This window comes from Microbacterium sp. CPCC 204701 (assembly GCF_004010105.1).
In the GTDB taxonomy this organism is placed as follows: Bacteria; Actinomycetota; Actinomycetes; order Actinomycetales; family Microbacteriaceae; genus Microbacterium.
The window spans coordinates 1-2,659 of record NZ_RRYE01000392.1; the positions used below are offsets into that span (position 1 = coordinate 1).

Consider the following 2,659-nt stretch of genomic DNA (forward strand, 5'->3'; position numbering starts at 1 on the left):
CAGCGCCGCCTCCAGCGCACTGCGCGCGGGGCCGTCGCCGACGATCACCAGGCGCGTGCCGGGGATGTCCGCGAGCGCCGCGAGGTCCTCAACCTGCTTCTCGGGGGCGAGCCGGCCCACATAGCCGATGACGGTCTCGCCCGGCGCGACGCGCGCGCGCCAGGCCTCGCTGCGGCGCTCCGGTCGGAACCGCTCGGCGTCGACACCACGTCCCCACCGGCGCAGTCGGTCCACCCCGAGGTCCTCGAGCTGGCGGAGCGAAGCCGTCGACGGCGCGAGCGTGAGCGTCGCGCGGCGGTGGAGCCGTGCGACATGGCGTCCGACGAGGGCTGCGGCCTGCGGCATCCCGTACTTCTCGGCGTACGCGACGACGTCGGTCTGGTACACCGCGACCGACGGGATGCGGAGGGCGTCGGCGACCGCCACCCCCTGCCAGCCCAGCACGAACGGCGAGGCCAGGTGCACGACGTCGGGGTCGAAGTCCCGGAGGATCGCGGCGAGCCGCGCCGCGCGGGCGAACACGACGCGCACGTCGGGGTAGGAGGGGAGCGGAACCGACCGGAGCAGCTCGGTGCGGGCGCCGTGCAGATCGGCCGTCACCTCGCCGGCCTTCGGTGCGATGACGAGCGTCTCATGGCCCTGCGCCTCGAGGTGGCGCAGGACCTGGAGGACCGACCCCGTGACGCCGTTCATGTGGGGCAGGAACGATTCGGCGAGCAGTGCGACTCTCACGACTCCAGGGTGAGGGGGCACGGAGCCACCGGATGACGCGAACCGCGTCCGCACGGAATTGTTCACCGGATGCTCCGAGGCAGGTCACCGGACGTGCCCCGTTCCGTCGCCGTTCACTCCAGACGGCTACCAAGGACTCGTGATCGAGGAGCTGCTGACCGAGGCCGCCCGCAATCCGTGGGCACTCACGGTGCTGTTCGCGCTCGTGCTCGGCGACGCGTTCCTCGTGGTCATCCCGGGTGAGGCCGCCGTCACCGCCTTCGGCGCGCTGTCGGTCTCGGGCGGCGGGCCACCGCTGGCCGCCGTCATCGCCGTCGCGACGGTCGCAGCGGTCGCCGGCGACGCGGCCTGCTACCTCGTGGGACGCACGATCGGCCTCGAGCGATGGCGGTGGATGCGCGCACCGCGCGTACGCACGGCTCTGTCGTGGGCGCGGGCGCGCCTGGAGCGTCGGGCGGCGCTCGTGCTCTTCACCGCGCGGTTCATTCCGTTCGCCCGGCTGGCAGTCAACCTGACGGCGGGGGCGACGAGGATCGGCGCACCGCGCTACCTCGCGATCGCCGCATCGGCCGCGTTCGCCTGGGCCCTGTACCAGGCACTGATCGGAGCCTTGGTGGCCGCGATCCTCCCCGGAGGACCGGTCGTGGCGGTGATCGTGTCGGTCGTGCTCGCCGTCGGCATCGGCCTCGGCATCGACGCGATCCTGGCGCGCCGGCTGCGCGGAACACGGGCCGAATGATGGCGCCGGCGCCCCCACAGCGCGGCGATCGGCCGCCCGGACCCGTCGAAGGCCAGGATGGAGGCGTGGCCGACGACACGAACTCCGGGTACGACCCGCGCTTCCTCGACGTGGCGGTGCCCCTCCCCCGTCCGCTCGGCGACACCGAGATCCACGAGCTTCCCTACCCGCATTTCACCGTGCTGCTCGACCCGGTGCGGCGCCTCGCCGCCGTCACGGCGGTCAATATCGACGGCGCGTCGCTTCACGATCTCCCGCGGACGGGGGCGTGGCGGCTGGATCCCCGGGTGCCCGACCGGGATCAGGCGGGGCCCGAGCTGTACGCCTCCAACGACCTCGACCGCGGGCACCTCGTGCGCCGGCGCGACCCCGGCTGGGGGCAGGCTGCCGAGGCGCGACGCGCGACGGAGGCGACGTTCTTCTACACCAACGCGGCCCCACAGGCGAGTGGCTTCAATCAGTCCAAGGAGCTCTGGCTCGGACTCGAAGACCACGTCCTGCAGTACGCAGGCTCCACGCGCCGACGCATCGCCGTCTTCACCGCGCCCGTCCTCGCGGCCGACGATCCCGAGTACCGCGGCGTGCAGATCCCGCGACGGTTCTTCAAGGCGGTCGCGTGGGTCGGCGAGGATGGCGAGAGGATGCCCCGGCTCGAGGCATCCGGGTTCATCCTGGACCAGTCGGAGCTGATCGACCTGCGCGAGGGCGTGCTCGCGCTTCCTCGCCTGGGCGCCTTCCGCACGTTCCAGGTTCCCATCGCCGACATCGAGCACGTCGCCGGGATCGATCTCGGCCCGCTGGTGGAGGCCGATGTGCTGGCTCCGGCGACCGTGCGCGGCAAGGGAGCGTGGCGCCCCCTGCGCGCACCGGCCGACGTGATCCTGGGCTGAATCCGCGAGGACGCCGTTCGCTCCGCAGGACGGCCGTGCCTCCGCAGGACGGTTCGGCGCGAGCTGTCCTGCGGAGCGCGACTTCTCTGTGGGAGGTCCTACTCCCCCGCGAGCCCGCCCAGCAGATGACCGAACGAGCGACCCTCACCGAGGTAATCGGCGGGATCGAACGGGTCGGCGTCCTCGACCGGCTGGCGCCGCGCGATCGCCTCGGCGAGCTCCCGCGCGGCGCGGTCGACTCGCTCGCCCAGCGGCGCGACGCTGTCGGCCGACGCACCCCAGTCGCTGGAGGCGGCGA

Annotated in this window: 3 protein-coding genes and 1 pseudogene; 2 read left to right on the plus strand and 2 right to left on the minus strand. The window is 73.0% G+C overall.

Going from position 1 to position 2,659, the window contains the following annotated elements:
* The coding region (locus EIO58_RS15825) for a glycosyltransferase (RefSeq protein WP_164861774.1) at window positions 1-732 on the minus strand (732 nt) is incomplete at its 3' end.
* A gap of 139 nt (window positions 733-871) precedes the next feature.
* Here EIO58_RS15825 and EIO58_RS15830 point away from each other — a divergent pair.
* A complete protein-coding gene (locus tag EIO58_RS15830) occupies window positions 872-1,471 on the plus strand; it encodes a DedA family protein (protein WP_127820310.1) in 600 nt (199 codons plus the stop codon).
* A gap of 65 nt (window positions 1,472-1,536) precedes the next feature.
* Window positions 1,537-2,361, plus strand: coding sequence for a DNA/RNA non-specific endonuclease (locus EIO58_RS15835; RefSeq protein WP_127820311.1), 825 nt, complete (start codon window positions 1,537-1,539; stop codon window positions 2,359-2,361).
* 98 nt (window positions 2,362-2,459) lie between these two features.
* On the opposite strand, the pseudogene EIO58_RS15840 reads toward EIO58_RS15835, so the two are convergent.
* Window positions 2,460-2,659: pseudogene (locus EIO58_RS15840) on the minus strand (NADPH-dependent FMN reductase); the annotation flags it as partial.